At 64.0% G+C, this 21,670-nt stretch carries 24 protein-coding genes; 15 read left to right on the top strand and 9 right to left on the bottom strand.

From position 1 onward, the window contains the following. The first annotated feature begins 36 nt into the window (after positions 1 to 36). Positions 37 to 1,668, top strand: coding sequence for an AMP-binding protein (locus tag H5P29_RS09695; protein WP_154386147.1), 1,632 nt, complete (start codon positions 37 to 39; stop codon positions 1,666 to 1,668). 17 nt (positions 1,669 to 1,685) lie between these two features. Here H5P29_RS09695 and H5P29_RS09700 read toward each other — a convergent pair whose 3' ends face one another. Beyond that, the gene (locus H5P29_RS09700; RefSeq protein WP_154386148.1) at positions 1,686 to 2,969 is read right to left on the bottom strand and encodes a GNAT family N-acetyltransferase; all 1,284 of its coding nucleotides are present in this window, start codon (positions 2,967 to 2,969) and stop codon (positions 1,686 to 1,688) included. After that, the gene (locus H5P29_RS09705) at positions 2,969 to 4,228 is read right to left on the bottom strand and encodes a lipopolysaccharide biosynthesis protein (protein ID WP_371818653.1); all 1,260 of its coding nucleotides are present in this window, start codon (positions 4,226 to 4,228) and stop codon (positions 2,969 to 2,971) included. The genes H5P29_RS09700 and H5P29_RS09705 overlap by 1 nt, the downstream gene beginning before the upstream one ends. Before the next feature lie 250 nt (positions 4,229 to 4,478). Between H5P29_RS09705 and H5P29_RS09710 the strand changes: the two genes are divergently transcribed. Both H5P29_RS09710 and mgtE read left to right on the top strand, forming a co-directional pair. Then, positions 4,479 to 4,706 (top strand): hypothetical protein, encoded by a 228-nt coding sequence (locus tag H5P29_RS09710; RefSeq protein WP_154386149.1) that lies wholly within the window; start codon positions 4,479 to 4,481, stop codon positions 4,704 to 4,706. A 228-nt stretch (positions 4,707 to 4,934) separates the two neighbouring features. Then, on the top strand, positions 4,935 to 6,323 hold the full coding sequence (gene mgtE / locus H5P29_RS09715) for a magnesium transporter (protein WP_154386150.1): 1,389 nt from the start codon (positions 4,935 to 4,937) through the stop codon (positions 6,321 to 6,323). Between the two features lie 59 nt (positions 6,324 to 6,382). On the opposite strand, the gene secA is transcribed toward mgtE, so the two are convergent. Continuing rightward, positions 6,383 to 9,106, bottom strand: a complete 2,724-nt coding sequence (gene secA, locus H5P29_RS09720) for a preprotein translocase subunit SecA (RefSeq protein ID WP_067957754.1) — start codon at positions 9,104 to 9,106, stop codon at positions 6,383 to 6,385. A 240-nt stretch (positions 9,107 to 9,346) separates the two neighbouring features. Between secA and H5P29_RS09725 the strand changes: the two genes are divergently transcribed. Next, positions 9,347 to 10,261, top strand: a complete 915-nt coding sequence (locus H5P29_RS09725; RefSeq protein ID WP_154386151.1) for a peptidylprolyl isomerase — start codon at positions 9,347 to 9,349, stop codon at positions 10,259 to 10,261. Positions 10,262 to 10,347: 86 nt separating this feature from the next. On the opposite strand, the gene H5P29_RS09730 is transcribed toward H5P29_RS09725, so the two are convergent. Both H5P29_RS09730 and H5P29_RS09735 read right to left on the bottom strand, forming a co-directional pair. Further along, positions 10,348 to 11,274 (bottom strand): hypothetical protein, encoded by a 927-nt coding sequence (locus H5P29_RS09730; RefSeq protein WP_182575193.1) that lies wholly within the window; start codon positions 11,272 to 11,274, stop codon positions 10,348 to 10,350. A gap of 6 nt (positions 11,275 to 11,280) precedes the next feature. Continuing rightward, the gene (locus H5P29_RS09735; RefSeq protein ID WP_067957759.1) at positions 11,281 to 11,880 is read right to left on the bottom strand and encodes a TetR/AcrR family transcriptional regulator; all 600 of its coding nucleotides are present in this window, start codon (positions 11,878 to 11,880) and stop codon (positions 11,281 to 11,283) included. 97 nt (positions 11,881 to 11,977) lie between these two features. Between H5P29_RS09735 and H5P29_RS09740 the strand changes: the two genes are divergently transcribed. From H5P29_RS09740 to H5P29_RS09765, 6 genes are all read left to right on the top strand, one after another. Beyond that, entirely contained in the window at positions 11,978 to 12,211 is a 234-nt protein-coding gene (locus H5P29_RS09740; RefSeq protein WP_246670815.1) for a hypothetical protein, read from the top strand. A gap of 104 nt (positions 12,212 to 12,315) precedes the next feature. Beyond that, complete coding sequence (gene argJ / locus H5P29_RS09745; RefSeq protein WP_154386153.1) at positions 12,316 to 13,557, top strand: bifunctional glutamate N-acetyltransferase/amino-acid acetyltransferase ArgJ; 1,242 nt, start codon at positions 12,316 to 12,318, stop codon at positions 13,555 to 13,557. Then, complete coding sequence (locus H5P29_RS09750; protein ID WP_067957768.1) at positions 13,526 to 14,332, top strand: N-acetyltransferase; 807 nt, start codon at positions 13,526 to 13,528, stop codon at positions 14,330 to 14,332. Before argJ ends, H5P29_RS09750 begins: the two co-directional genes overlap by 32 nt. Position 14,333: 1 nt before the next feature. Then, positions 14,334 to 14,747 (top strand): (deoxy)nucleoside triphosphate pyrophosphohydrolase, encoded by a 414-nt coding sequence (locus H5P29_RS09755; RefSeq protein WP_154386154.1) that lies wholly within the window; start codon positions 14,334 to 14,336, stop codon positions 14,745 to 14,747. A 110-nt stretch (positions 14,748 to 14,857) separates the two neighbouring features. Further along, the gene (locus tag H5P29_RS09760; RefSeq protein ID WP_154386155.1) at positions 14,858 to 15,172 is read left to right on the top strand and encodes a hypothetical protein; all 315 of its coding nucleotides are present in this window, start codon (positions 14,858 to 14,860) and stop codon (positions 15,170 to 15,172) included. 102 nt (positions 15,173 to 15,274) lie between these two features. Then, positions 15,275 to 15,436, top strand: a complete 162-nt coding sequence (locus tag H5P29_RS09765) for a Flp family type IVb pilin (protein ID WP_083948485.1) — start codon at positions 15,275 to 15,277, stop codon at positions 15,434 to 15,436. 102 nt (positions 15,437 to 15,538) lie between these two features. Here the strand turns inward: H5P29_RS09765 and H5P29_RS09770 are convergent, their stop codons facing one another. Next, positions 15,539 to 16,411: a methyltransferase domain-containing protein gene (locus H5P29_RS09770; RefSeq protein WP_182575195.1), complete on the bottom strand. Its 873-nt coding sequence runs from the start codon at positions 16,409 to 16,411 to the stop codon at positions 15,539 to 15,541. Positions 16,412 to 16,467: 56 nt separating this feature from the next. Here H5P29_RS09770 and H5P29_RS09775 point away from each other — a divergent pair, with 56 nt between their 5' ends. The 4 genes from H5P29_RS09775 to H5P29_RS09790 are packed head-to-tail and all read left to right on the top strand — an operon-like array spanning position 16,468 to position 18,844. Next, positions 16,468 to 17,253 carry a ComF family protein gene (locus tag H5P29_RS09775; RefSeq protein ID WP_182575196.1) on the top strand — a complete coding sequence of 262 codons (786 nt, stop codon included), beginning with the start codon at positions 16,468 to 16,470 and terminating at the stop codon, positions 17,251 to 17,253. Between the two features lie 26 nt (positions 17,254 to 17,279). Next, positions 17,280 to 17,543, top strand: a complete 264-nt coding sequence (gene grxC / locus H5P29_RS09780) for a glutaredoxin 3 (protein ID WP_067957776.1) — start codon at positions 17,280 to 17,282, stop codon at positions 17,541 to 17,543. 15 nt (positions 17,544 to 17,558) lie between these two features. Then, positions 17,559 to 18,422: a carbon-nitrogen hydrolase family protein gene (locus H5P29_RS09785; protein ID WP_154386157.1), complete on the top strand. Its 864-nt coding sequence runs from the start codon at positions 17,559 to 17,561 to the stop codon at positions 18,420 to 18,422. Next, positions 18,419 to 18,844 (top strand): DUF1178 family protein, encoded by a 426-nt coding sequence (locus tag H5P29_RS09790; RefSeq protein ID WP_067957782.1) that lies wholly within the window; start codon positions 18,419 to 18,421, stop codon positions 18,842 to 18,844. The genes H5P29_RS09785 and H5P29_RS09790 overlap by 4 nt, the downstream gene beginning before the upstream one ends. 53 nt (positions 18,845 to 18,897) lie before the next feature. Here H5P29_RS09790 and H5P29_RS09795 read toward each other — a convergent pair whose 3' ends face one another. The 3 genes from H5P29_RS09795 to H5P29_RS09805 all read right to left on the bottom strand — a co-directional run bounded on the left by H5P29_RS09795 (position 18,898) and on the right by H5P29_RS09805 (position 20,428). Continuing rightward, positions 18,898 to 19,275, bottom strand: coding sequence for a VOC family protein (locus H5P29_RS09795; RefSeq protein ID WP_115730729.1), 378 nt, complete (start codon positions 19,273 to 19,275; stop codon positions 18,898 to 18,900). A 129-nt stretch (positions 19,276 to 19,404) separates the two neighbouring features. After that, on the bottom strand, positions 19,405 to 19,746 hold the full coding sequence (locus tag H5P29_RS09800; protein ID WP_154386158.1) for an MmcQ/YjbR family DNA-binding protein: 342 nt from the start codon (positions 19,744 to 19,746) through the stop codon (positions 19,405 to 19,407). Positions 19,747 to 19,849: 103 nt separating this feature from the next. After that, positions 19,850 to 20,428 carry a winged helix DNA-binding protein gene (locus tag H5P29_RS09805; protein WP_154386159.1) on the bottom strand — a complete coding sequence of 193 codons (579 nt, stop codon included), beginning with the start codon at positions 20,426 to 20,428 and terminating at the stop codon, positions 19,850 to 19,852. 112 nt (positions 20,429 to 20,540) lie between these two features. Here H5P29_RS09805 and H5P29_RS09810 point away from each other — a divergent pair, with 112 nt between their 5' ends. Continuing rightward, positions 20,541 to 21,665 (top strand): LLM class flavin-dependent oxidoreductase, encoded by a 1,125-nt coding sequence (locus H5P29_RS09810; protein ID WP_154386160.1) that lies wholly within the window; start codon positions 20,541 to 20,543, stop codon positions 21,663 to 21,665. The last annotated feature ends 5 nt before the right edge of the window (positions 21,666 to 21,670 follow it).

Below are 21,670 nucleotides of genomic sequence, written 5' to 3' on the forward strand. Positions count from 1 at the left end.
ATGAAATCCCTCGCGGAGGAGCGGAGACGACCGTCCATGCTCGAACGGCGCGACACTTACGACGCCCTCTATCGCGATTTCCGCTGGCAGATTCCGCAAAGGTTCAACATCGGCACCGCTGTTTCAGACCGCTGGGCAGCCGTCGACCCTGACCGAACGGCGCTGCTCGACTACCGCATCGACGGTGCAGCCGAAGAGCTTTCTTTCGGCGAGCTTTCGCGCCGCTCCAACGCATTCGCCAATTCCTTGCGGGCCAGGGGCGTACGCCGCGGCGACCGGGTGGCGCTGCTGTTGCCGCAAAGCTTCGAGACGGCGATCGCCCATGTCGCGATCTACAAGCTCGGCGCGATCGTCGTGCCGCTGGCCTTGCTGTTCGGCGTCGAGGCGCTCGAATACCGGCTGCAGACAGCTGGCGTCAGGGCGATCGTCACCAACGAGGCAGGTTTCGCAAAGGTCAGCCAGGTCAGCGGCCGGCTGCCCGAGCTCGAAGCGATCGTCGTTGTCAGCGGCGGCGATGTCGACGATTTCCATCGCCTGCTCGCCGCGCATTCGCCTGACTTTACAGCCGAGGACACTGGCCCAGACGATCCGGCGATGATGATCTTCACTTCCGGCACGACGGGCCCGCCGAAGGGCGCGCTGCACGGCCACCGAGTCCTGCTCGGCCATCTCCCCGGTATCCAGATTGCGCAGGAGTTCATGCCGCAGTCGGGCGACCTGTTGTGGACCCCGGCCGACTGGGCCTGGGCCGGCGGCCTGCTCAACCTGCTGCTGCCCGGGCTCTATTTCGGCCTGCCGGTGGTCGCTGCCCGCTTCGACAAGTTCGCACCCGAGGCCGCACTGTTGCTGATGGAAAAGATGGCGGTGCGCAACGCCTTCATCCCGCCGACGGCGCTGCGCATGCTCAAGGTCGTGCCCGACATCGGCAAGCGCTTCCGGCTCAGCCTGCGCAGTGTCGGCTCCGCCGGCGAGTCGCTTGGGCGCGAAACCTACGATTGGGCCACAGCCGAGCTCGGGCTTGTCGTCAACGAGTTCTACGGCCAGACCGAATGCAATGCGGTGCTCGCCTCCTGCGCCGGCCTCGGCATCAGCAAGGGTGGGGCCATCGGCAAGGCGGTACCAGGCCATCGCGTCGCCATCATCGACGGCGACGGCCGCCGCGTGCCGCCGGGCGTGTCGGGCCAGATTGCCATTGCCCGGCCGAACCCTGTCATGTTCCTCGAATATTGGCAGAGCCCCGAGGCGACCCAGAAGAAGTTCATCGGCGAGTGGATGACGACGGGCGATCAGGGCATCGAGGACGAGGACGGCTACGTCTCCTTCTTCGGTCGCGACGACGACGTCATCACCTCGGCCGGCTTCCGCATCGGCCCCGGCGAGATAGAGGACTGCCTGACAGGCCACCCGGCGGTGGCGCTTGCAGCCGCCGTCGGCAAGCCCGACGCGCTGCGCACCGAGATCGTCAAAGCCTATGTCGTGCTCAAGGATGGGCTTGTGGGCGACGCGGCACTCGCCGACGAGATCAAGCTCTGGGTGCGCGAGCGCCTGTCGGCACATGAATATCCGCGCGAGGTCGAGTTCGTCGATTCCATGCCGCTGACCACCACCGGCAAGGTCATTCGCCGCATCTTCCGCGACCGGGCAAAGCGCGAAACGAAGACAAGCTGAGCTTGATCCGGAGCCTTCTAGCGCTTCTTGAGCAGGCTGCGCACGCGGTCGCGCAGCCTGACGGCGAGCTTGCGTGTCTCGCGGTACAGGTGCAACTGCGAGGCCGCCTGCCGTGTAACGCGGTCGGCGTCCGGCGTCAGCCCGACGACGAAGGTGCCCATCGGTTTGCGCTCGCTCCACATCTTGCCGACCAGCGGATGGTCGGGCACAGCGCAGCTGTCGGTCATCATGATGTTGGGGTCGTCGAGGTGATGTCCGGTCACCGCCATCATCAGCAACGCGCCCGGTGAACAAGCCGACAGCGTCTCGTCATAGGCGGTCTTCCAGGTGTAGGCGACGCCGGCCTCGACGAAGACGACAAGGCTGGCGATGGTGCGGCCGTCGAGCGTCAGTGAATGGATGCGGCACATGTCCTGTTCCGACATGCGGTGCACCGCCTCGCGGGCGAAGGCGGCGCGGTAGCGGTCGATCGCCATGGCGGTGCGCTGGCGTCCCTTCCAGCCGGAAGCTTCCAGCGTCAGGAACTGTTCGATGGCGTGGCGAACGTCGTCCTGGGTGCGGGCAACCTTGTGCTCGACGACGCCCTGATCAGCGAGTCGGCGGCCCAGCCGGCGGAATTCCTTGTAGTGGCGGCTGCCGAGCGCCTCCTTGAGATAGTCTTCGCCCTCGGCGTCGCTTTCGAGGAAGGGCCGTTCGAACTGACCGGTCACCACCAGCGGCAGGTTACGCGATTCGGCCGTTGCGCTCAGCATCCGCGCCACGGCGCCGTCGAGGCGCATGTCGGGCATGACGAACACTTTCGGCAGCTTGAGATGTGGCCGTGCCAGCATGGCGAAGAAGTCGGCGATCACCCCTTCAGGATCGTCGCGGTCGAGCAGCGGCGTGCCAAGCGGGCCAAACGGGCTCGACCATGTCCGCATGACAGGTATGCCCAGCGGCACCGCCGGCTTCTCCACCGAATAGGGCACCAGCAGCCGCAGCCGGCTGCGATACTCGGTACCGTCGCGGATCACAGCGAGGCGCACCTCGCGGTCCTCGAGCCGCGGCATGGCGGGCGCCAGGAAACGCGGGTTGAAAAAGACGTTGGGCTCGATTGTGCGGGCGCAGAGATGGTCGAGTTCCTCGACGAGGTCGAAGCCGGCCGAGGCCGGATAGATCGCCAGCCTGCGCAGCGGTCTTTCGGCCGATGTCAGTTCGAGATGGGCTGCTTCGGCGGCGTCGGTCGGCACGCCGGCAATGCCGGCGATCAGTGAGCCCGCCGGGCCGCCACTTGTTTCCTCGAGAAGCGGTATGGCTGCCATCAGGCGTTCTCTACCGTGCGTTTCGTGGGAATGAACAGGACCATGACGATACCGAGTTTGCGCCAGACGGTGAAAGACAGGGCGGTGGCCTCGAAGATCATCGCCGCCGAGGTGGCGATCGCCGCGCCCCACAGTCCGAGCGTCGGGATCAGCAGCACGTTGAGGCCGATGTTGAGTGCGAGCGTCGCGGCATAAACCATGGCACAGACATTCTGGTGACCACTCATCGTCAAAAGGCTCTCGCATGGGCCTACCGCCGAACGCGCGACGACGGCTGAAACCAGCAGGAACAGCAGCGGGTAACCATCGCTGAAGCCCGGGCCGAACATGGCGAGCAGCGGCTCGCCGAGCAGCAGCACCACGATGCCCATCGCCAGTGACGGCCAGAACGTCCACGATACCGTCTCGCGGGCAAAGCCGTCGAGCTTTTCGGTGTCGCCATGGGCGATCCGCGCATAGCGCTGGGCGACGCCCGCCTTGACCGCGAAATAGACGAAATGCACCAGCGCCAACGTCTTCACGGTGGCGAAATAGACCGCCACCTTGTCCGGCTCCATGTAGGCGCCGACCATCAGCACGTCGGCGTTGGTGAGCAGGAAGAAGAAGCTCTCGACCAGGAAGATCGGCAGCGAGATCTTCAGCCAGTAGCCGAGCCGGTAGTTGCGCGGGCCAGCGGGGATGCGCCTGTCGGCGCGTGAGGTGATGCGGACGAGCTGGCTGAGCGTCGTCACATAGGTGGCGAGGATGGAGGCCATGACCGCGGTCTCGGCCGTCGGCGCAAAGCCTGTGGCGACGGCTCCGGCCATGAACACCAGGATCAGCACCGGCCGTGTGATGTAGGTCGGCACAAGCGCGGCGAAGGCCCAGGAATTGGCCCGGGCGACGCCTTGCAGCACGTCTGACAAGGCCAGCATTGGCAGGCAGATCATCCCGAGGAAGAACGGCACGATATAGTAGCTCTCGATCCGGCCGGAAAATGCCCAGACGCCGGCCATGCCAAGTGCTGCGATGATTGTCGAGGCGATGATCACCAACAGGCGGCTCGCCACCAACACGCCGCGCAGATCGTCCAGAAGGCCCTTTTCACGGTATTCGGACATGAAGCGGATGATCGAGGTGTGGAAGCCGAAGCAGGACAGCGAGCCGACGATGATCATCGTCACCCACACCAGGACGAAGATGCCGTATTCGAAGCTGCCCATCCAGCGCGCCAGCAGCACCTGGCTGACGAAGGCTATGGCAGCACTGACGATGCGCACGGCGAACGCAAACAGCGACATGCGGCCGGCCTCGCCGCGCTCGTCGCTGCTGAACAGGACTGCGTCGACGCGGCGCAACAGCGGCATGATGCGCGAGGCGATCTGCCCCGGCAGCCACCGTTCGGCCGTCATCGCTGCGGAAAAACGCAACTTGATACACTCCATCTTCCGCGATTTCGCTCACAGCATGTAGCCGATAGCGATTAAGAAACGGTTGGGTGGACCAGACAACCGGGAGGAGAGGGGCGGCATGATCTCAGACGACGAACGCAAATCGATGCTGCGGGCGCATTCGATCGGCCCGAAGATGATCAGCTATCTCCAGGACATCGGCATCACGCGTCTCGATGATCTCAAGGGTGCCGATCCGCTTGAGATCGTGATGCGCATCGACATATCGGTCGGGCGCAAGCACATGAACAGCCTGGGCGTGGCGGCGCTGCGCAACCTCATCGAACTGGCGAACACCAAGGCTTGATCGGGAAGCCGGGCGCGTGGGGTTGACTGGCTCGCTTGTCGGAGCCATCTAGGCGCGTGGGCAGTTTACCCAACGGACTGCGCCGCATGAACCCAAGGAAACAACCATGAACAGCGACAGTCATAGTCGATCGACCAAGCCGTCGACGCCGACCGAAGGGACTGATCGCGGTTGATCGCTCCCCCGGGTCGCCGCCGATGGCTTTCGGCGCGACTGAAGGGGTGAGAAATGAGCTATACCACCATCATCGAAGAGCTGCGCGACGACGCAGTCATCCGCGACAACGCGGCCATCGCTTCGCGTCTTGCGGAGGAAACCGCACCCGACGTCGTCGAGGTGCTCAACACCTGCGATATTGGGCAAACCGCCCAACTGCTTGAGTTGATGCCGGTGGAGCGGGCTGTCGAAGTGCTCGACCAGCCGGCATTCGACCACGCGGACGAACTGCTTTCGATTCTGCCGGGGCATACGGCCGCGCGCCTGCTTGCGGGCATGTCGGCCGACCGTGCCGCCGATGCGCTGCGCGAGATCGATCCCGGCGTACGGGCCGAATTGCTGACCGGCCTCGACGGCGAAACGCGCGCGGCGCTGGAACGGCTTCTGGCCTATCCGGAAGGCTGCGTCGGCGCCATGATGACCACGGAGTTCGTCTCGGTGCCGTCCAATTGGACGGTGGCCGAGGTACTTCGCCACGTGCGGGCGGTCGAGAACACGCGCGAAACCGTCTATGCCGTGTTCGTTGTCGATCCGTTGCGGCAAACCCTTGTCCATGCGGTGCCGCTGCGGCGCGTCATTTCGGCTGATCCGAGAGCTTCTATCCTGTCAGCCGTTCCGAAGCGCCGGCTGATCAAGACGTCCGCGCTGGCGCCGCGTGAGGAGGCCGTGCGCCTGATTGCCAAATACGACCTGCTGGCGGTACCGGTTGTCGACAGCAGGAACCACCTCATCGGCATCGTCACCGTCGACGACGTCATCGACACCATGGTCAAGCGCGACACTGAGCAGGTTCATCGCATGGGCGGCATGGAGGCGCTGGACGAGCACTATATGGACATCGGCTTCCTCAGGATGATCCGAAAGCGGGCCGGCTGGCTGAGCGTGCTGTTCCTGTCCGAAATGCTGACGGCTTCTGCCATGCAGAGTTTCGAGGGCGAGCTCGAAAAGGCCATCGTGCTGACGCTGTTCATTCCGCTGATCATGAGCTCGGGCGGCAATTCCGGCAGCCAGGCAAGCTCGCTGCTGATCCGGGCACTGGCGCTGCACGAAGTGCGCCTGGGCGATTGGTGGAAGGTGGCGTTGCGCGAGTTGCCGGCCGGCCTCACGCTGGGCTCGATCCTTGGCGTCATCGGCATGGTGCGCATCGTCACCTGGCAGATGCTCGGCTTCTACGACTACGGTCCGCACTGGCAGTTGGTCTCCCTGACCATCGGCGCCACGCTTGTCGGCATCGTGACCTTCGGCTCGATGACCGGCTCGATGCTGCCGTTTGTGCTGAAGCGACTTGGTTTCGACCCGGCGACTGCCTCGGCGCCGTTCGTCGCGACGCTGGTCGATGTCACCGGATTGGTGATCTATTTCAGCATCGCGCTGGTGATCCTCCACGGCACGCTGCTGTAAGCCAAAGCACAAACGAAAACGGCGGCCCGCTGGGCCGCCGTTTTCGTTTTCCGATCAACTCAGGCGAAGCTGCCGTGGCAGTGCTTGTACTTCTTGCCCGAGCCGCAAGGGCAGGCTTCGTTGCGGCCGACGCGACCCCAGGTCGACTGGTCGTTGGGGTTGCGGTCTTCGGCGGCGACAACGCGGCTGTCCTCGAGCACGGCAACCGAGCCCTCGCCGAAATCGTCCTCGCCGGTGGTGCCGTCGATGTGGTGGCCGTGCATTTCGGGCGCTTCCGGTGGCGGCGCATCCGCTGCCTGGCGCACCAACTCGACGCGCATCAGCTGCGCGGTCACGGCCTGGCGCAAATTACCGAGCATCGCCTGGAACAGTTCGAAGGCCTCGCCCTTGTACTCGTTCAGCGGGTCGCGCTGGGCGTAGCCGCGGAAGCCGACGACCGAACGCAGGTGGTCGAGATTGACCAGATGCTCGCGCCAGAGATGGTCGATGGTCTGCAGCACCACGGAGCGCTCGACATAGGTCATCACTTCGGGACCGAAGCGTTCGGCGCGGTCGGCCGCTGCCTTGTCGGCTTCGGCGGTGATGCGGTCGCGCACTTCCTCTTCGGCAATGCCTTCTTCCTTGGCCCACTCTTCGATCGGCAGGTCGAGGTTGAGGTACTGGATCACGCCTTCCTTGAGGCCTGCGACATCCCACTGTTCGGCATAGGCGTTTTCGGGAATGTGCTTGGCGACGAGATCCTCGATTACGTCATGGCGCATCTCGGCGACAGTATCGGTCAGGCTGGTCGCATCCATCAGCTCGATGCGCTGCTCGAACACCACCTTGCGCTGGTCGTTCGACACGTCGTCATATTTGAGCAGGTTCTTGCGGATGTCGAAGTTGCGCGCCTCGACTTTCTTCTGCGCCTTTTCCAGCGCCTTGTTGATCCAGGGGTGGACGATGGCCTCGTCTTCCTTGAGGCCGAGCTTGGTCAGCATGCCGTCCATGCGCTCGGAACCGAAGATGCGCATCAGGTCGTCCTGCAGCGACAGGAAGAACTTCGAGCGGCCCGGATCGCCCTGGCGGCCGGAGCGGCCACGCAGCTGGTTGTCGATACGGCGGCTTTCATGGCGTTCGGTAGCCAGCACGTAGAGGCCACCGGCAGCCAGCGCCTTTTCCTTGAGACGGGCGACGTCCTCGCGGATCGCCTTTTCCCTGGCGTCGCGCTCAGGGCCGGCCGGCATGTCGGCCAGTTCCTCGGCAATGCGCATGTCGGCGTTGCCGCCGAGCTGGATGTCGGTGCCGCGGCCGGCCATGTTGGTGGCAATGGTGATCGAACCCGGCTTGCCGGCCTGGGCGACGATCGAGGCCTCGCGCTCGTGGTGACGGGCGTTCAGGACCTCGAAGTCCTTGAAGCCGTCCTTGCGCAGGCGCTCGGCCAGCTGCTCGGATTTCTCGATCGAGGTCGTGCCGACCAGCGTCGGCTGGCCCTTGGCGTTGGCTTCCTTGATCTCGCGGACAATCGCCTTGTACTTCTCCTCGACCGTCCGGTAGACCTCGTCGTCCTCATCGATACGGCTGACGGGCAGGTTGGTTGGAACCTCGGTGACGTCGAGATTGTAGATGTTGCCGAACTCTTCGGCTTCCGTCAGCGCCGTACCGGTCATGCCGGCGAGCTTTTCGTACATGCGGAAGTAGTTCTGGAAGGTAACCGAGGCCAGCGTCTGGTTTTCCGGCTGGATCGCCACGTGTTCCTTGGCTTCCAGCGCCTGGTGCAGGCCTTCCGAGAAGCGGCGGCCGGGCATCATGCGGCCGGTGAACTCGTCGATGATGACGATTTCATTGTCCTTGACGATGTAGTCCTTGTCCTTCTGGAAAAGGCGATGCGCCTTGAGCGCATTGTTGACGTGGTGGACCATGGCCACGTTTTCGACGTCGTAGAGCGACTCACCCTTGAGCAGGCCTGCCTCGCGCAGCAGGTTCTCCATCTTCTCGGTGCCTTCTTCAGTGAAGATGGCGGTCTTCTGCTTCTCGTCGACTTCATAGTCGGACGGAACCATCTGCTGCATGAAGGCATCGACGGTGTTGTACATTTCCGAACGGTCCTCGAGCGGACCGGAAATGATCAGCGGCGTGCGGGCCTCGTCGACCAGGATCGAGTCGACTTCGTCGACAATCGCGAAGAAGTGACCGCGCTGCACCATCTGGGCGCGCTCATACTTCATGTTGTCGCGCAGATAGTCGAAGCCGAGTTCGTTGTTGGTGGCGTAGGTGATGTCGCAGGCATAGGCCGCGCGGCGCTCTTCGTCGGACAGGCCGTGCACGATGATGCCGACCGACAGGCCGAGGAACTTGTAGAGACGGCCCATCCATTCGGCGTCGCGGCGGGCCAGGTAGTCGTTGACGGTAACGACATGCACGCCCTTGCCGGTCAGGGCATTGAGGTAGACGGGCAGGGTGGCGACCAGCGTCTTGCCTTCGCCGGTGCGCATCTCGGCTATGCCGCGGCCGTGCAGAACCATGCCGCCGATCATCTGGACGTCGAAGGGACGCATGCCGAGCGCGCGCTTGGCGCCTTCGCGCACCGTGGCGAAGGCCGGGACGAGGAGGTCGTCAAGCGAGGCGCCGTTGGCGATGTCCTTGCGGAACTGCTCGGTCCGCGCCCGAAGCTGGTCGTCGGTCAGCGCCTGCAGTTCATTTTCCATTGCAGCGATCGCTTCCACCCGGGGCCGGGTCGACTTGACTCGGCGGTCGTTGGAGGAACCGAAAATCTTACGGGCGAGACCGCCGAGACTGACCATCAAGTGGTCCTTTCAATTCGAATGAAGCCGACTGTCCGCCGGCCAAGCCTGCCGAGGAACATAGGCTGGCAGACTCAACACGAAAAGCGCCCGGAAAAACCCTTCTGGACGCGAAGACGATGGACAGATAAGAGGGGGCACAACTTATGTCAACGTTGCAGAGAGCCTGCCGGAGACGCCAAATTCCGCCACATTCAGGTTGATTTGGAAGTGCGGTCATCACCCCACCGGAGAGTTTAGATGTCTTTTTCGTTCCGTAGCGCCTCGCTTGCCCGCGTCGGGCTTGCCGCCGGGCTTGTGGCGCTGTCGTCGCTGCCGCTGGTTGCACAGGAAACAGCGCCTGCACCCCAGGTCGCTGCCCCTGCAGCCGCTGCCGTCGATCCGAACGCGATCGTGGCGACGATCAATGGCGAGAACGTCACTGAAGCCGACATCACCTTGGCCGAGCAGGACCTTGGCCAGCAGTTCGGCAACCTGCCGCCGGAGCAGCGCCGTGCTGCTGCCTTGTCGTCGATCATCGAAATCCGCCTGATGGCCGCCCAGGCCGTCGAAAAGGGTCTCGACAAGGACGCCGACTTCCAGCGCCGCGTCGCCTTCCTCGACCAGCGCGCCCTGCATGGCGAACTGGTGGAGAAGGAAGTCGCCGGCAAGATCACCGACGACGAGATCCGCGCCCGCTACGACAAGGAAATCGCGGCCCAGAAGCCGGTCAACGAGGTCCATGCCCGCCATATCCTGGTCAAGACCAAGGAAGAGGCCGACGCGATCATCAAGAAGCTCGAAGGCGGCGAAGACTTCCAGAAGCTCGCCAACGAAAACACCACCGACCCGTCCGGCAAGACCTCGGGCGGCGACCTCGGCTTCTTCGGCCCTGGCCAGATGGTGCCGGAATTCGAGAAGGCGGCACTCGCCCTTGAAGTTGGCGCCTATTCCAAGGAGCCGGTGCATACGCAGTTCGGCTGGCACATCATCAAGGTCGAGGACAAGCGCACCCAGCAGCCGCCGGCATTCGAGACCGTCAAGGACCAGGTCCGCTCGCTGCTGATCCGCGAGAAATACATCGAGTTGGTCAAGCAGGTTCGCGGCGCCGGCAAGGTCGAGATCACCGATCCGGCGCTTAAGAAGGCCATCGACGCCATCGACGCGTCGAAGTAATTTTCTCACCAGAGACAACAAAGGGGGGCGGTACCTACGGTGCCGCCCTCTTTGTTTGCGTGCGCCATTTCGCCGCCGTGAAGCGGTCAGCGATAGCGGGTCGAAGCCTTGAATGCGACCGGGTCGGCGGCCGCCAGCGCGCCGACGAACTCAGGCACGCGGACCGCCAGCATCATCAGCCACAGCAGCGGCCGGTCGGATGGCCGGCAGAACTGGTCGCCCACCGCATCGATGGTCCGGTGATTTTCCCGAAACGATGCCATCACTGCGCTGACCGCCAGCCCCAGCCGCGAGCGATCGCGGCGTTTGCGCAGTTTCATCAACGCAAACTGGTATCCTTTGTTACGCCGGACGTCCCAGATGAAGCCGAGGCCGTCATAGGCGTGGATGGAGACGGCGCGCGGGTCCACCGCAAATTCCACGTTGTCCTCGTTCATCGCGTCTTGCCTGATGTGGGCGCTGACGAACGGTCCTTGTCCAGGCCGAAAACGATAACGCTCGAGCAGTGCGTGCCGGTAGATCGCACCGTTGCTGGAGACGTGGATCACCTTGCCACGGCGGTCGCGGCACTCGATGAAGCCGCGGTCGAGCAGTGACATCACCCGCTTCATCATGCTGCCGTCGCCATAGGAGGTTCGCCCCGACACCGCTGCGACGGTGGGGTTGTCGTCGAGGGTCTTGTGCAGCGTGGCCATCCATCCTGGCTGCGGCAGGCAATCGGCCTCGACGACCGCGATCAGCGGCTGGTGGCAGTAGGGCAGGGCCGCATCCTTGAGCTGGGAGGATTCGTCACTGTCGTGGGTGACGAGGACGACCGATGGTTCGCCCGGACCAGAGCTGTACGAAAAAGTGCTTTCCGCAGGCAGCATGACGATGATTTCAGCCGGCACCCCCGCTCGGTCGTACAGATAGGCCTGGAGCGACTGGCGCAGCTCGCCATCGCCGTCGGCCGACAGATAGTCGGAAACCACGATCAGGCTTATCGGCAATACCGCCGGCTTCATGTCGTCCATGGTCGCTTACCTCCTGACGGCGATGCCATGCACGATATGCCTGATAGCCCGCCTTAGCATAGCCTCGTCCTCGTCGAGCCGTCCGGTCAGGAGATGCACCCAGGCGTAGGACGAAACCATGTCGGCGACCTGGCTGGGGTCGACATCGGCGGCCACCTCGCCACGGGCCTTGGCCCGCTCGATCAGCTTGCCGGTATGGGCGCGGCGCCCGGCAGAGTATTCGGCCAGCGCCTCGGCGGCGGCTGGGTCCTGCTGCGCCTCGGCGACCAGCGAGCGGAAGATGTCGCCGGCCGGCGTGTCGCGCCACTGCGCAAACAGGCTTCTGGCGAAGATGAACAGGTCTTCCTCGATGCCGCCGGTGTCCGGGTAAGTGATGTCGCGCTTCTGGCGCTGATAGACCTCGAGCAAAAGCGCGGTCTTGCTCGGCCACCAGCGGTAGATCGTCGGCTTGCCGGCGCGGGCCCGACGCGCCACCGCCTCGATGGAGAAGCCGGAATAGCCGTTCTCGATCAGCACCGCCTCGGCCGCCTCGAGGATGGCTTCCGCACTTTCCAGGCTGCGTTTGGCGCCGATCGATTTGCGCGCGGCTTCGGCTTCAATGCTCATTCCGGTCTCCAATGCTGGATTATCTCTACACCACCTCTTGACGAAACGAAACGGCCCGTTTTATATAACGAAACGTTTCGTTCCGATGGAGTTGAAGATGACTGCCTCCCAAACCCGCTTTTCCCGCCCGCGTTTCGCCCTGATGGTCCTGCTCGGGGTCTATCCGCTGATCACCGCACTGCTCTACATCATCATGCCTCTGACCGACGGCTGGACGATCTGGCAGCGCACGCTGCTGATTGCGCCGCTGATGGTATCGGTGATGATCTGGGGCTTGATCCCCATGGTTCAGCGCGTCTTCCGCGGTTTCCTCAATCCGGTCGTCGGCTGAGGCTGGCCCACATCTTCGTGAGGTGAAAACGCCTTGCGAAGCCTCGCGCTATCGGGCAAACGGTGCCAGCTTCAACCGTTTCCCGAGCCCGCAGAGGTTCCTTCATGTCGACTGCCGTTTCCCCGCTCGCCCCCAAGAAGTACCCCAAGATGCCTGCCATCGAGGGCGTGCGCATCGCCACAGCCGAAGCCGGGATCAAGTACAAGGGTCGCACCGACGTGCTGGCCATGGTGTTCGATGAGGGCACGGCGGCCGCCGGCGTGTTCACACGGTCCAAGTGCCCCTCGGCCCCGGTCGATTTCTGTCGCCAGAACCTCACCGGTGGCAAGGCACGCGTCCTGATCGTCAACTCCGGTAACGCCAATGCCTTCACCGGCAAGAAGGGCCGCGAGACCACGACGTTGACCGGCGAGGCGGCGTCCAAGGCCGCCGACTGCAAGTCGAGCGAAGTGTTCCTGGCATCCACCGGCGTCATCGGCGAGCCGCTCGACGCCGGCAAATTTAGCCACTTGCTGTCAGGTATGGTCAAGGATGCCCGGCCCGACCAGTGGACCGAAGCCGCCAAGGCGATCATGACCACCGACACCTATCCCAAGGTGGTTACCGCGACCGTCAAGCTCGGCGACACCGACGTCACCATCAATGGTATCGCCAAGGGCGCCGGCATGATTGCACCCGACATGGCGACAATGCTGTCCTTCGTTGCCACCGATGCACCCATTGCGGCCGACGTGCTGCAGGACATGCTTTCGCGCGGCACCGCCAAGACCTTCAATGCCGTCACCGTCGACAGCGACACCTCGACCTCCGACACGCTGATGCTGTTTGCCACCGGGGCCGCTGCCAAGCGCGGCGCGCCCAAGATCACCGACCCCAAGGATGCGCGCCTCGGCGCCTTCCGCCGCGCGCTCAACAAGATGCTGAAGACGCTGGCGCTGCAGGTCGTGCGTGACGGTGAAGGCGCGCGCAAGCAGGTCGAAGTTACTGTCACCGGTGCCAAGTCGGCGCGCTCGGCCAAGCGCATCGCGCTGTCGATCGCCAACTCGCCGCTGGTCAAGACCGCGGTTGCCGGTGAGGACGCCAACTGGGGCCGCGTCGTCATGGCCGTCGGCAAGGCCGGCGAGCCCGCCGACCGCGATCTCCTGTCGATCTGGTTTGGCGACAATCGCCTCGCCCACAATGGCGAGCGCGATCCGGGCTATTCGGAAGCGGCGACCTCGGCATATATGAAGGGCGACAACATCGTCATCCGCGCCGACATCGGCCTTGGCCGTGGCAAGGCAACGGTGTGGACCTGCGACCTGACCAAGGAATATGTCGCCATCAACGGCGACTACCGGAGCTGACGTGAACCAGAACCGCCCGTCGCACGAACTTGCGATCGTCCGCCGCTACGAGGCGGCGGGTTTTCGCGCATGGCCGGCGGCGGCCGTTCATTACGACGGCACTTGGCTTGTCCGGTTGACGGCGGGCCATCCGGCCAAGCGGCTCAATTCGGTCAATCCGCTTGATCCGGCCGACATCCGCAACATTCCTGACCGCATCGCCCGCGCCAGCCGCCGCTTCGAGGCCTATGGCCGGCCGCTCACCTTTCGCATGTCGCCCTTGTCGGGGCCGGCGATCGCCGCCCATCTCGACCGCGAGGGCTGGAGCACGTTTTCGGAATCGATGGTGATGCGGCTGTCGCTCGACGACGGCGTCGTCGAGCATGCGATGGACCAGATCCCGCTCAAGGACATCGGCCGCTTCGTCAGCGCTTCCATGGTGGTGCACGGGCTAGACGCATCGCTCAGGCCCGGCCTGTCCGAGATCATCGGCGCCATTCAGCCGGAAGCCGGCATGTTCGTGCTCGAGCAGGACGAGCAGCCGGTGACGGCGGCGATCTGCGTCCACGACACCGACCTTGCCGGCCTGTTCGAGATCGCCACCACCGAGGCCGAACGCGGCAAGGGTTTTGGCCGCAGGCTGATCCTGTCGGCGCTGAAATGGGCACGCCTGCGTGGCGCGCGCCAGGCGTGGCTGCAGGTCGAGGCTGACAATGCGGGCGCCATCCGCCTGTACGAGAAAATGGGCTTCAAGGAAGTCTATCGCTACCACTACCGCCGCCCGCCGGAGGCCTGACTTGACCCATCAGGGAAAACGCCTGCTTCTGGTGGCCGCCTGCGCGCTCGTCGACGCCGATGGTCGCGTGCTTCTGGCCCAGCGTCCCGAAGGCAAGTCGCTTGCCGGCCTGTGGGAATTCCCCGGCGGCAAGGTCGAGCAGGGCGAAACGCCGGAAGAAACCCTCATTCGCGAGCTGCGCGAGGAGATCGGCATCGAGACCAAGACGGCGTGCTTGGCACCGCTGACCTTCGCCAGCCACACCTATGACGACTTTCATCTGCTGATGCCGCTCTATGTCTGCCGCCGCTTCTGGGGCATTCCGGAGCCGAAGGAAGGCCAGACCCTTAAATGGGTGCGGCCCAAGCAGATGCGCGACTACCCCATGCCGCCTGCCGACGAGCCGCTAATTCCGTTCCTCATCGACCTGCTTTGATGGGCATGTCTGCCAGCGTTAAGCCAAAGTTTATCCAATCGTGAAAAATTGAATGGCCGCCGCCCGCCTCGGCTGCGCATCGACACGGCTTTTCGCGAGGGACGTTGCCAATGCAAGCTGACAACGAGTGGGACCTCATCCGCCCAGAGCGATCGTCCCCGACTGCGAGGGCGCGGGCCGGCATCCTGCGCGTCTCGCTGCTGTTCGGCCTTATCGCGATAGCCCTGACCCTGTTCGTCACGCCGTTCCTGGAAGACAGGGCGCGTCCAATCCTCGGCCAGTTGCGCCTTGACGGGCTCGACTACACCGCCACAGGATCGGTCAGCCGCACCAACACCTACACGCTACGCCGTTCGGTGCTGCAGGAAACGCCGCAGTCGGTGTGTGTCATTCATCCGCACGGCGAGCATACCGGCGACTGCTGACGATACCCGCTTATCGCTTCACCGCCTGTTAAGCGTGCGCCGTTAACCTTTCTTAAGACGTCGGCGTTATGGTCGGTCAACAATGACGGGTGGACGCGACCGATGATCAGGCGATTTCTCAGGAACGAAAGAGGCGCTACGGCGATCGAATACAGCCTGATCGCGACGCTCATCGCCCTGGGGATCATCGGCGGCCTGGGCCAGTTCGGCACAGCCCTTCAGCTCTACTGGGAAAACATCGGCACCAAGGTCGCCGTGCACTAGAGGTTTCCCGCTTTTCTTCGATTTGCGAGATCCCTCTATCTCTTTGTTTTTACTCAATTTCGGACGGAAAGCCGCCGTACATTTTTCATGGAATTGTAACCGCTATTGCTTGCCGTCCTCGCCAAGCACCTTTGTCAGCGACACCTGCGCCGAACCCGGCTTGAGCGGCTTCTGCTGCGAGGCATCAGGCGCCCAGCCTGACAACCAGACGAACGAAAAGCTCGCCCGCACCCTTCCATCAGGATCGGAGAAGCGCTCGGCGTAGATCTCGGCCGCGCGCTGGAACAGCCGGCGTGTCGCAGGTCTCCGTGACCGGTCGGCAAGCGCGCTGGTCGCCCCCATCGCGCGCAGGTCCTGCATCAGCCCGAACATCGTGTCGTAGCGCACCGTCACCGTCTCGACATCGGCGACCGGCAAGGCAAAGCCTGCCCGCTGCAGCAGCCCGCCGGCATCGCGTACGTCGGTGAAGGGGATAACGCGCGGGCTGGCGCCGCCCGAAAGCTCCGTCTCGGCGGCGAGCAGGCTTTCGCGCAGTTCGACGAGCGTGCCGGCACCAGCAAGCACGCCGAGGAACAGCCCGTCCGGCTTCAGTGCGCGGCGGATCTGGATCAGCTGGCCGGGGATGTCGTTGGCTTCCTGCAGCGCCAGAAGCGATACGGCGATGTCGATGCTCGCCGGATCCAGCGCGATCGTCTCGGGATCCGACACGACGCCCGGTCCGCCGCCGAGAAAGGCCCTGTCGGCTTCGACGCGAAGCAATTCGTCGACCTTGCCGCTGGCAGCCAGAACCGCGGTTGCCGCCGGGCTGACCGAGAAGATCGCTGCGCCGCGCGTGAACTTGCGCTCGACCGTCGAGAGACGTTCGCCGAGGTCTTCAGCCGCGCGAGCCATCAGGAAGTCGGCGCCTGGTGTAGCTTGCGCCAGGGCTCGGCGCCGGTGCGCGATCACGAGGCTGGCGTCGAAAATGGCTTGCACGTCGAGATGTCCTTTTTTGCCGGGTTTCTGCTATGGTCGCCCGACCCGAACCTGTCGTGGCCGATCCTATGGCTGAGATCAAGAGCCTCGCATTGTCAGTTGCCGCTTGGCCGGCGCGGATGCTGTTCCCGCCTGTCTGCGCCGGTTGCCGCCGCCAGGTCACGCAACCCGGTGCCTTGTGCGGTGCCTGCTGGCCGCAATTGCGCTTCCTCGAAAAGCCCTGGTGCGAGGTGATGGGCACGCCGTTCAGCCATGATTTCGGCACCGGCTTCCTGTCCGCCGAGGCGATCGCCAACCCGCCGCCCTTTAGCAGGGCCCGCGCCGCCGTCGCCTATACCGGCATCGCCCGGCGCATGGTCCAGGGCCTCAAGTTCCACGACCGCACCGACCTCGCGCCGTGGATGGCGCGCTGGATGCTGCGAGCGGGCGCCGAGCTCATTGCCGATGCTGAGGTCGTCGTGCCCGTGCCCTTGCACTGGCGGCGTTTCTTCTGGCGCCAGTACAACCAGTCGGCGGAACTCGCCCGTGCCATAGCGTCGCTCTCCGGCCTGCCGTTTGCGCCGATGGCGGTGCGCCGCACCAAGCGCACGCGCCAGCAGATCGGCCTTGGCCAGCGCGAGCGAGAGGACAATGTGCGTGCGGCCTTCCTGGTCCCGCCCGAAGCCGAGATCGACGTCAGAGGCAGACGGGTGCTGGTGGTCGACGACGTCTACACGACAGGCGCCACTGTCGCGGCGGTGACACGTGCGCTCAGGAAAGGCGGCGCCGGCGCCGTCGACGTGCTGACTTTCGCCAGGGTTTTGCCGGGGGACTTCCGGCCCGACGATACGGACACTATATAGTCGACCAAGGACAACGGATTTTCGTCATGGTCGATGTGACTATCTATACGCGCATGATGTGTGGCTACTGTACTGCGGCCAAGCGCCTTCTCGAGCGCAAGGGCGTTGCATTCACCGAGCATGACGCTAGCTTCTCGCCCGAGCTTCGGCAGGAAATGATCACCCGCGCCAATGGCCGTGCGACCTTCCCGCAGATTTTCATTGGCAACACCCATGTCGGCGGTTGCGACGACCTGCATGACCTAGACGCGCAAGGCAGGCTCGACCAGCTTCTTGCCGCCGGCGCATAGACCCGAGGACGGACAATGGCGATTTTCAAGGCGGCAGCGGTGCAGATGCGTTCGGGCAAGGAGCCGGAGCGCAATGCACTCGATTTCGAGGCACTGGTGCGCGAGGCTGCCGGTCTCGGCGCCACTTATGTGCAGACGCCCGAAATGACCGGCGCCATCGTCGGCGACAAGGATGCGCGCGCCGCGGCCTTCACCTCCGAGGATCGCGACCTGATCGTCGCCTTGGGCCGCAAACTTGCAGCCGAGCTTGGCATCCATCTGCATGTCGGCTCGACCGCGATCGTGCGCGCCGATGGCAAGCTCGCCAACCGCGCCTTCCTGTTCGGCCCCGACGGCGGCGCGCTTGCCACCTACGACAAGATCCACATGTTTGACGTCGACCTCGACAATGGCGAAAGCTGGCGCGAATCTTCGGCCTATGAGCCGGGCACCGAAGCCATCGTTGCCGACACGTCGCTGGCAAAGATCGGCTTTGCCATCTGCTACGACCTGCGGTTCCCGCAACTTTTCCGCGCCGAGGCGCTGGCTGGTGCCGAGCTGCTCACCGTTCCCGCCGCCTTCACGCGCCAGACCGGCCTTGCCCATTGGCATCCGCTGCTGCGGGCGCGCGCCATCGAAAACGGCGCCTTCGTCATCGCCTCCGCCCAGGGCGGCAAGCATGAGGACGGCCGGGAGACCTTCGGCCATTCGCTGATCATCGATCCGTGGGGCCGCATCCTGGCCGAAGCCGACCATGACGAGCCGGGCGTCATCATCGCCGAGATCGACACCCAGCATTCGGCCGACGCACGCAAGAAGATCCCCAATCTCAAGAACGCTCGCGAATTCGGCGTCGCGCTTCGCGCGGGCCAGGGAGCGCTCCGGGGAGCCGCATCTTGATCCGCTTTTCGCTGCATTGCGACCACGCGCATGACTTCGAGGGCTGGTTCCGCAGCAACGACGACTTCGAGACCCAGCGCAAGCGCGGTTTCGTCTCCTGCCCGGAATGCGGCTCGCAAAAGGTCGAAAAGGCGCTGATGGCGCCGGCCGTCTCGACCTCGCGCAAGCAGGAAAAGGTGGCGCTCGCCATGGGAGAGCAGCAGCGCAAGATGATGGCCGCCCTCAAGGACCTGTCCGAGAAGGTTCGCGAGAATGCCGAGAATGTCGGCGACAAGTTCGCCGAGGAGGCGCGCAAGATCCATTTTGGCGAGACCGAAGCCCGCGGCATCTACGGCGCCGCCACGCTCGACGAGGCCAAGGGCCTTGCCGAAGACGGCATCGAATTCATGCCGCTTCCGGTGTTCCCCGAAGACCGGAACTGAGCCGGGACGTTCCTCTTCTCCCCGAAAAGGTCTGCCGCGTCCTCGGCGCCAAGCTAGATACGCTGTCCCACGTCGATCCTGTTGCCGTCGGGGTCGGCAAACACGAAGGCCCGCTGGCCGTAGTCCTTGTCTTTCAGCGATTTGATGATCCGAACGCCGGCGGCCTCGCAGATGGCGTAGAGCGCGTCGATGTCGTCGACGAACATGTGGAACGCGTTGACGGTTGAAGGCGCGTGGTCGCGGCTCTGGCTCAGATGGATCTCGGCGGCGTCCTTCTTCAGCACCATGAAACCCACGGGACTACCGTTCTCGAACACTTTCTGCATGCCGAGGATTTCGGAATAGAAGCGGAATGCCGCCTGGATGTCACGGACGGCAAGGCCTGGGGCCGCCCGGCCGAAGGTGATCGAATGAATGGGGGATGGACTCATAATGTGCTCCTGATGGCGAAAAGGCAGGGGCGGCGATGCGCATACCAGGTGAGGAGCGGTGTCCTGCGGGCAAGCTCGCATGGAAACGGACATGAGGGAAGACCCATCGCACCTCAGGTGCGATCGTCCTCAGCCACCCGCCAGGTCGAAGGCCTTGCGCAAGGTGACTGGTGCGGTGTTGCGCCAGGCGGCGACCAGCGCGCTGCGCAGCGTCGGCTCGTCCGCTGCCGCCAGCATCACCCGCGTCCAGCCCTGCTTGCCCCAGCCGCCTTCGACCGGCCGGAACACCGTGGTCTCCGCTCCGCACATCACTTCCTGCTGGTCGCGCGTCAGCTTGATCACGGCATTGCCGTCCTCGGGCAGGGTGGCGAAGACACGGTCGCGGACACGGAAGTCGGGCTTGCCGAAATGCGATTTCTCGGTCGCCCCTGGCAGTTCCAGGGCGATGCGTCTGACATCTTCAGGTGTCATGGTATTCGAACCCGTAATTGTCTGCCCTTAATATCGAGAGTTGCCGCGGACAGCGCAAGTTGCGCAGGGGCGCTTCACGACCAAATCGCTGCCGAGGACGTCCTCAGTCACCTTCGGCCTCGGGATCGAGCTGCGGATGGCGGCGGCGGTGGGTGGCGGCGACGCGGGCGGCCTGTTCGTAGATACCTGTCACCAATTCCAGCGTGTGTGCTGCGTCGGCCAGCTTGGCGGCCAGGTCGGGCACGCGGGTCACCGCATCGATGAGCAGCACCGAGCGGATATCAGCGTAGCGCTCTGTGACGCGATGGCCGAGCGGCGTCACCTCATAGGTCACGCCGGTCCTGCCGCTGCCGGTGCGCTTGACGAAACCGCCCTTGATCAGCTTGCGCAGGCTGTACTGGATGTTGGGAATATCCTCGCGATTGGTCATGTGGGCGAGGTCATGGATGGTCTTGGGCCGATCGTTCATTCGGATGACGTGCAGCAAGGCGTTCTCTGCACCCGTCGCCGAAAATTCGATCACCGTGGCGAGGCATTCCGCCTGCCAGCGTCCGAACGCTTCGTAGGAGCGCATCAACGCATATTCGACTTCGGTGACGTCGATTTCGAGCGGCGTCCGGGCGAGATGCCAGCCGCGATCAAGCAGTTCGGAGCCCGGTACAGGTTTGTTTTCCTTGCTCATTCTTCGCCCTCCTGAACCTTCGGACCATGCCTTGCCGTGGCACATTGCGTCTACATGAATTTATGATAGACTTTCTATTATAAAGTTCATTTTATGGGGAGGAGACCCAAACATGAGCATGCTCGGCGCCACTGCATCCGCAGTGCAACCCTTCTTTCTCGGCACCTTTGCGTCCAACTGTTCCAGCGGCATGACCGTCACCAAGATACCGGATCGCTGGGACAATTCCTGGGGCAACAATCTGCGCCTCGGCAAGCTTCTCGACGACGCCGGCATCGACTTCATGCTGCCGATCGCCCGCTGGATCGGTTATGGCGGCGAGACCAATTTCCACGGCAACGTGCTGGAGACGATGACCTGGGCGACGGCGCTTCTAGCCCACACCCGCAACATCACGGTCTTCGCCACCATCCACACTGTCGCCAACCATCCTGTTGTCGTTGCCAAGCAACTGGCAACGATCGACCAGATCAGCGGTGGACGCGTCGGCCTCAACATCGTTGCGGGCTGGAACAAGCCCGAATATGAAGCGCTTGGCCTGACGCTGCCCGACGATCACGTCACCCGCTATGGCTATGCCCAGGAATGGTTCGACGTGGTCAGGGCATTGTGGAGCCGCGCCGAGGCCTTCGACTGGGACGGCACCTATTTCAAGCTCAAGCAGGTTCTTGGCGATCCAAGGCCTTCGGCGCGCCTGCCGATCCTCAACGCTGCCGGCTCCGATCATGGCCGCAAGTTCGCGATCCAGAACGCCGACTTCCTGTTCACCCCGGCGATCGACCTGGCCCGCTCGAAGGACGAGATCGCCGCGCTGAAGGCGCAGTCGAAGCAGGCCAGCCGCGCAGTCGATGTGCTGACCTTCTCGCATGTCGTCTGCCGTCCGACTGAAAGGGAGGCGCTCGACTTCCTCAACTATTCGGCCCGGGAGAACGCCGATTGGGAGGCCGTCGACAATCTCGTCCGGCTACAGTTCGCCCATGCACAGTCCTTCCCGCACGATCTGCTCGCACTCATCCGCGACCGCATGGCGGCGGGTCATGGCGGCTTCCCGCTTGTCGGCACGCCTGAGCAGGTGGCGGATGGCATCACCGCGCTTCATGAAACAGGCTTCCGCGGAACCACCTTGTCGTTCGTCGATTACGCCGAGGAATTCCCCTATTTCCGTGACAACGTCCTGCCGATCCTGGAGGCGCGAGGCATACGCATCCCGCCTCTGGCGAAGCGCTCGGCGGCGTGAAGGGC

Source organism: Aminobacter sp. MDW-2, assembly GCF_014250155.1.
Taxonomy (GTDB): Bacteria; Pseudomonadota; Alphaproteobacteria; order Rhizobiales; family Rhizobiaceae; genus Aminobacter; species Aminobacter ciceronei.